This window comes from Mesorhizobium sp. M7A.F.Ca.CA.001.08.2.1, from assembly GCF_003998455.1.
GTDB lineage: Bacteria > Pseudomonadota > Alphaproteobacteria > Rhizobiales > Rhizobiaceae > Mesorhizobium > Mesorhizobium ciceri.
Genome location: NZ_RZPW01000388.1, coordinates 1 through 5,770, shown reverse-complemented (window position 1 = coordinate 5,770; position 5,770 = coordinate 1). Strand labels below are relative to the sequence as shown.

General features: G+C 63.6%; 9 protein-coding genes. 4 read left to right on the top strand and 5 right to left on the bottom strand.

What is annotated here, in order from left to right; genetic code table 11:
* Positions 1-55: 55 nt before the first annotated feature.
* The 3 genes from EN914_RS21520 to EN914_RS21510 all read right to left on the bottom strand — a co-directional run bounded on the left by EN914_RS21520 (position 56) and on the right by EN914_RS21510 (position 1,891).
* Positions 56-319: a YMGG-like glycine zipper-containing protein gene (locus EN914_RS21520; protein WP_024504033.1), complete on the bottom strand. Its 264-nt coding sequence runs from the start codon at positions 317-319 to the stop codon at positions 56-58.
* 134 nt (positions 320-453) lie between these two features.
* Entirely contained in the window at positions 454-864 is a 411-nt protein-coding gene (locus EN914_RS21515; RefSeq protein WP_013528798.1) for a DoxX family protein, read from the bottom strand.
* A 121-nt stretch (positions 865-985) separates the two neighbouring features.
* Positions 986-1,891, bottom strand: a complete 906-nt coding sequence (locus EN914_RS21510) for a bestrophin family protein (RefSeq protein WP_024504034.1) — start codon at positions 1,889-1,891, stop codon at positions 986-988.
* A 187-nt stretch (positions 1,892-2,078) separates the two neighbouring features.
* Here EN914_RS21510 and EN914_RS21505 point away from each other — a divergent pair, with 187 nt between their 5' ends.
* From EN914_RS21505 to EN914_RS21495, 3 genes are all read left to right on the top strand, one after another.
* The gene (locus tag EN914_RS21505) at positions 2,079-2,486 is read left to right on the top strand and encodes an ACT domain-containing protein (protein WP_024504035.1); all 408 of its coding nucleotides are present in this window, start codon (positions 2,079-2,081) and stop codon (positions 2,484-2,486) included.
* A 72-nt stretch (positions 2,487-2,558) separates the two neighbouring features.
* Positions 2,559-2,828, top strand: a complete 270-nt coding sequence (locus EN914_RS21500; protein ID WP_024504036.1) for a type II toxin-antitoxin system prevent-host-death family antitoxin — start codon at positions 2,559-2,561, stop codon at positions 2,826-2,828.
* A gap of 3 nt (positions 2,829-2,831) precedes the next feature.
* Entirely contained in the window at positions 2,832-3,263 is a 432-nt protein-coding gene (locus EN914_RS21495; RefSeq protein ID WP_024504037.1) for a type II toxin-antitoxin system PemK/MazF family toxin, read from the top strand.
* A 141-nt stretch (positions 3,264-3,404) separates the two neighbouring features.
* Here EN914_RS21495 and EN914_RS21490 read toward each other — a convergent pair whose 3' ends face one another.
* A complete protein-coding gene (locus tag EN914_RS21490) occupies positions 3,405-4,439 on the bottom strand; it encodes an aspartate-semialdehyde dehydrogenase (RefSeq protein WP_127389244.1) in 1,035 nt (344 codons plus the stop codon).
* 107 nt (positions 4,440-4,546) lie between these two features.
* Positions 4,547-4,696: a hypothetical protein gene (locus EN914_RS38365; RefSeq protein WP_164753489.1), complete on the bottom strand. Its 150-nt coding sequence runs from the start codon at positions 4,694-4,696 to the stop codon at positions 4,547-4,549.
* A gap of 198 nt (positions 4,697-4,894) precedes the next feature.
* On the opposite strand from EN914_RS38365, the gene EN914_RS21485 reads away from it, so the two are divergent.
* A partial coding sequence (locus EN914_RS21485) for a DEAD/DEAH box helicase (protein ID WP_164778835.1) occupies positions 4,895-5,770 on the top strand: 876 nt, incomplete at its 3' end.

Below are 5,770 nucleotides of genomic sequence, written 5' to 3'. Positions count from 1 at the left end.
GCGGGCCATGTGCCCGCCGTTTTTTCATTCGACCCTGTCTGTAAAAGCCGCCCGGTCAATAGCCGCTCGGGCAGCGGTCAATATAGACGCGGCCACGGCTATCGCGGTAGCGGCATTCGCCACGCTCGCTCGCCCGGCCGATCAGCGCGCCGGCAACAGCGCCGACAGCACCACCGACGACGGCGCCTTCAACCGGATCGCCGGCGACGGCCGCACCGACGGCAGCGCCACCGAGGCCGCCTACGGCCGCGCCTTTTTCCGTTTGCGAACAAGCGGCGAGCGGCACCAGCAGCGCCATCAAAAGCATCGTTTTCTTCATCGTCGTTCCTCTCCGATAGGAGCCGCCTCCGCCGCCGGGCGAATCTCTAACTCGCAACTCGACGATTCGATCCCTGAGATATTGCCCGGCAAAGGGTTCAGGCTTCGAGCCGAAAGCGGTGCTTCGATCCGGATCTAACGGCTGAACGGGATCAGCGCGCGGAGCCTGGGATCGCGCAGATACAGGCCACCCCACAGGATAATGCCGAGATAGACGCCGAACAGAATGTGCGAGAACAGCGGGTTGTCGACGCGGACATTGGTGGCGATGGCGCCGCCCATATAGGCAGTAAGCAGGATGGCGCCGAGCACCGAGGTGCGCGGCAGCGCATAGAGAGCGGTCGAGATCAGGCCGATGACGCCAAGCATGCGCGCGACATTCGGATCGGCCGGCCAGCCAAGCGGTACCATCGTCTGGACGACGATATCGAGCGGCGGCAGCTTGATGGCGCCGTCGAAGATCATGAACAGCACGATGACGCCGCTGAGCGCGCGGCCGGTCCACAAAGCGCCCGGCGAGACGGGCGCGGTTTCGGAAATGCTCATGATGGTCCCTCCTGATGGTTCTATCCCCTTCTTGCTGGGGTCGAATCAAGGACGTGGCATGGAGCGGCGATCCGACAGCGGGGCGGATTCTTTTAATCCCGCTAAGCCCGCGCGCCTTTGCCTACGAAAAATAGAACTTTTCCGCCGGGATCATCTTCGGCGGCGTTTCGCCCAGCGCCTCGAACACCGAGATTTCGCAGACACGGCAGAGGCTGTCGAGAGCGAGGTCGTTGGCTTCGGTGCCGAACGGATCCTCGAGCTCTTCCGACAGCGCGTCGAGGCCGAAGAAAGTGTAGGCGATCAGCGCGGTGAACAGCGGCGTCGCCCAACCGGTGGTCGAGATCAGGCCGACCGGCAGCAGCAGGCAGACGATATAGGCCGTGCGATGCACCAGCAGCGTGTAGGCGAACGGCAAGGGCGTACCGGCGATCCGCTCGCAGCCGGCCTGGATGGCCGCGACCGACGCGAGCCTCTCATCGAGGATACGAAAGCCGATCGTGTCGACGTCGCCCGCCAGGCGCTGCGCATTGGCACGCCGGCCCATGCGCCTGACCATCTCATCCGCCGGATTGGAAAAGGCTGCTGCCTTGTCCGCCTCCGCGTCGATGAAGGCACGGGCATCCTTCATGCTGTCGATCTTGCGCAGCTGCCCGCGCAGGAAATGACAGAAGGCGAGCGCTTCCATCAGCAGGGCGCGCTGTTCAGTCTGGTCCAGGATGAGGCTGGTGGTGGCGCGTGCCAGGTTGCGCATTTCGAAGACCAGCGCGCCCCACAGCTTGCGCGCCTCCCACCAACGGTCGTAGGCGGCGTTGTTGCGGAACGAGAGATAGATCGACAATGTCACGCCGACCAGGCCGAAAGGCGTGATGTTGAAGACGCTGAAATCAAGCTGGAACCGGCGCGCCGCGGCCAGGATGATCGCGGAATAAAGCGCGAAGCCCAATATCTGCGGCAGAATGCGTGGCACGACCGAACCGCGCATGATGAAGAACAGCTGCAGGAATGTGGGGCGCGGGCGAACGATCATCGAAGGCCTTTCACGGACCGGCACTGGCCCTCAGCTTCTCTATTGTGCGATGCGACAGCTCTGCAAGCCCAGCCGCCAGCGACATCGCCATGTCGTCCTTGCAGCGCCTGGACTATCGGCACGCGCCGGTCGCGGATATTGAAGAGCACGTGGGCTGCGGCCCATTTCTGCAAGCGAGAGAAAACGAATGACCGGCGAGACCGATCTGAAGACACTGCTGGCATCGATGACGCCGGAACTGCTGGCCGACACCTATGTCTTCGCCACGCTGGCGCCTGGCGTCGCTCAGCCGGAAGGCGTTGAGCCGGTGATGATGTTTCGCGAGCGCGAGGGCGTGACACTGATCGTGACCGAGGAGGCGGCCAGCACTGCTGCACTGACCGCTTCGTTCCGCTGCCGGATGCTGACGCTGAACATCCATTCGTCGCTGGAAGCCGTCGGCTTCCTCGCCGCCATCACCACGCGCTTGGCCGCCGCTGGCATGGGCGTGAACCCGGTTTCGGCCTTCTACCACGACCATCTGTTCGTGCCGGCCGACAGGGCGGAGGAAGCGCTGGAACTGCTGCGCCAACTGGCTAGGGACAGCGCCAGCTGAATTTTGACAGGACCCCAAGAATCGCGTAAATTGCGGTAAATGCGTAAATTACGCGATTTAGGATGACCCATCATGCGCGAAGTTCCCACCACAGAATTCACCCGTAATTTCGGGCGTTACCGAGAGATCGTGCAGCGTGAGCCGGTCGCTGTGATGAGTCACGGGCGGCCAACCGGCTATTTCGTTTCAGCTGTCGAGTATGAAGAGCTGCAGCACTACAAGAACCTGGCCCGGCAGTCATTTGCGACCAGGGATCTGCAGCGCGAGGAAGTGGAAGCTATCGCCGGCGGCCGCATGTCATCAGAACACGATCATCTCAATGCCTTGATGGATACCAAGTAAGGCATGCCGCTTCCCGCCCCACAGCTCGGCCTCGTCATCTCCTATGCATATCTGTGGCATCATGAACATCAAGCCGGACAGGACGAAGGGCGGAAAGATCGCCCTTGCGTGATCGTGCTAGCCGTCGAACGCGGCGCCGATGGTCTGATCGTGACGGTGGTGCCTGTCACGCATGTACCGCCGGCCGATCCGTCGCTGGCGATCGAGCTGCCGCCAGCCGTCAAGCGTCATTTGGAACTGGACGGCGAGCGTTCATGGGTGATGCTCCACGAAGGCAATCGCTTCGCGTGGCCAGGCTACGACCTTCGTCCGGTGCCGCGCTCCACCGACCGCTATGACTACGGCCTGTTGCCGCCCCGGCTGTTTTCATCACTGGTGGAGCGCTTGAGGACGATCTGGGAAGCCGGGCAAGGCCGTCAGGTGCCGCGCGACTGACCCGTCCTCCGTATCCGACACGGGGAAAAGCAAGAAGCATCCCGGAAGGCCGCGACCGCGGGCCGCCGGTCGTCCGGCGCCCCCGCGGAGGGCCCGCCGCGGCAGCGGCGATACGGCCCGTGAGCGAAAACTAAACGGCCGTCAGGCCGCCTTCTTCTTCGGCTGGATCAGGCCGCGCTCGACCAAAAGCTCGGCGATCTGCACCGCGTTGAGCGCCGCGCCCTTGCGCAGATTGTCGGAGACGATCCACATCGACAGACCGTTGTCGATGGTCGAATCCTCGCGAATGCGCGAGATGAAGGTGGCGTCTTCGCCGGCCGATTCCAGCGGCGTGATGTAGCCGCCGTCCTCGCGCTTGTCCAAGACCTGGCAGCCCGGCGCCTCACGCAGGATGTCGCGCGCGTCGTCGGCGGTGATCGGCTTTTCGAACTCGATGTTGACCGCTTCCGAATGGCCGATGAACACCGGCACGCGCACGCAGGTCGCCGTCAGCTTGATCTTGGGGTCGAGCATCTTCTTGGTCTCGGCGACCATCTTCCACTCTTCCTTGGTAGAGCCGTCGTCGAGGAAGACGTCGATGTGCGGGATGACGTTGAAGGCGATGCGCTTGGTGAACTTCTTGACCTCGACGCCATCGGCGACGAAGACCGCGCGGGTCTGGGTAAAGAGTTCGTCCATGCCTTCCTTGCCGGCGCCCGACACCGACTGATAGGTGGCGACGACGACGCGCTTGATGGTGGCGAAGTCGTGCAGCGGCTTCAGCGCCACCACCAGCTGCGCTGTCGAGCAGTTCGGGTTGGCGATGATGTTCTTGCGCGTGAACAGCGAGATCGCGTCCGGGTTCACTTCCGGCACGATCAGCGGCACGTCCTGGTCATAGCGGAAGGCCGACGAATTATCGATGACGACGCAGCCCTGCTTGCCGATCTTCGGCGACCATTCCTTGGAGACGCTGCCGCCGGCCGACATGATGCAGATGTCGGTGTCGGTAAAATCATACTGGTCGAGCGTCTTCACCTTCAGCGTGCGGTCGCCGAACGACACTTCCGTGCCCTGGCTGCGCCGCGACGCCAGCGCCACGACTTCGCTTACCGGAAAGCCGCGCTCTTCCAATATGTTGAGCATTTCCCGGCCCACATTGCCCGTGGCGCCGACGATCGCTACCTTGAAACTCATCGAAAAATCTCCTGTCCCTCTCCGCTTGGTTTTTGGAGAAACCCGCTGGCCGCTGCGGGTTCCGTCCCCCGGGCCGAACCCGGGAGAGGGTGGCTAGGCCAAGGGAATCACACCGTTTTGGTGGTGGTTTTGCCAGTTTTCTTGGCCAAGAATGCGGTTTTGCTGAAACGAGGAGACGCGCCGACGCGCCCGGCCCAATGATGTGCATTGAGGCTGGGGGCATCGAATGCAGGAAGAGCCGTCAAAAGGCCGCGCATCGAAACTGTCCCGTTCGGTGCCGGCTTTTACGCGGTTTGCGGCAAGAGTCAATTGCCGAGCGGCGCCTGGTTTTGCGCGCGCCCTGTACAATCGCGGCTGCGCGAAGTACGAACGGCCAAGATTGTTTGGCTGGCGCGAGGCCCGCCCCGGCATGTGCTCCGTGATGAGCGCGGACCCTAAAATTCCGAAAGAGTGAGATGTCCAACTTCGAAGCACTTGTTCCAGCGCTTGCCAGGGCGCTGGAGAAACGCGGCTATTCCGAGCTGACGCCCGTCCAGAAGGCGGTCGTGGCGCCCGAGCTCGGCGAGGCCGATGCGCTGGTTTCGGCGCAGACCGGCTCCGGCAAGACGGTGGCCTTCGGCCTCGCTCTGGCGCCGACCCTGCTTGAGGGCGCGGAGCGCTTCGGCCACGCCGCCGCACCGCTGGCGCTGGCGGTGGCGCCGACGCGCGAACTCGCCTTGCAGGTGACGCGCGAACTGGAATGGCTCTACGAACTGACCGGCGCCACCGTGGCGTCCTGCGTCGGCGGCATGGACATGCGCTCGGAGCGGCGTGTGCTGGAGCGTGGCGCCCATATCGTCGTCGGCACGCCCGGCCGGCTGCGCGACCACATCACCCGGCGCTCGCTCGACATGTCGGCGCTGAAGGCGGTGGTGCTCGACGAGGCCGACGAGATGCTCGATCTCGGCTTTCGCGAAGACCTCGAATTCATCCTCGACGCCGCTCCGGCCGAACGCCGGACGCTGATGTTCTCGGCCACGGTGCCGCGCTCGATCGCCACGCTCGCCCAGGGCTATCAGCGCGATGCGGTGCGCATTTCGGCCGCCGGCGAGGAGAAGCAGCATCTCGACATCGAATATCGGGCGCTGAGCGTCGCCCAGCCCGACCGCGAGAACGCCATCATCAATGTGCTGCGCTATTACGAAGCCAAGAACGCGCTGGTGTTCTGCAACACGCGTGCCGCCGTCAATCATCTGACCGCGCGCTTCAACAACCGCAACTTCTCCGTCGTCGCCCTGTCGGGCGAGCTCAGCCAGAATGAGCGCAGCCATGCGCTGCAAGCGATGCGGGAC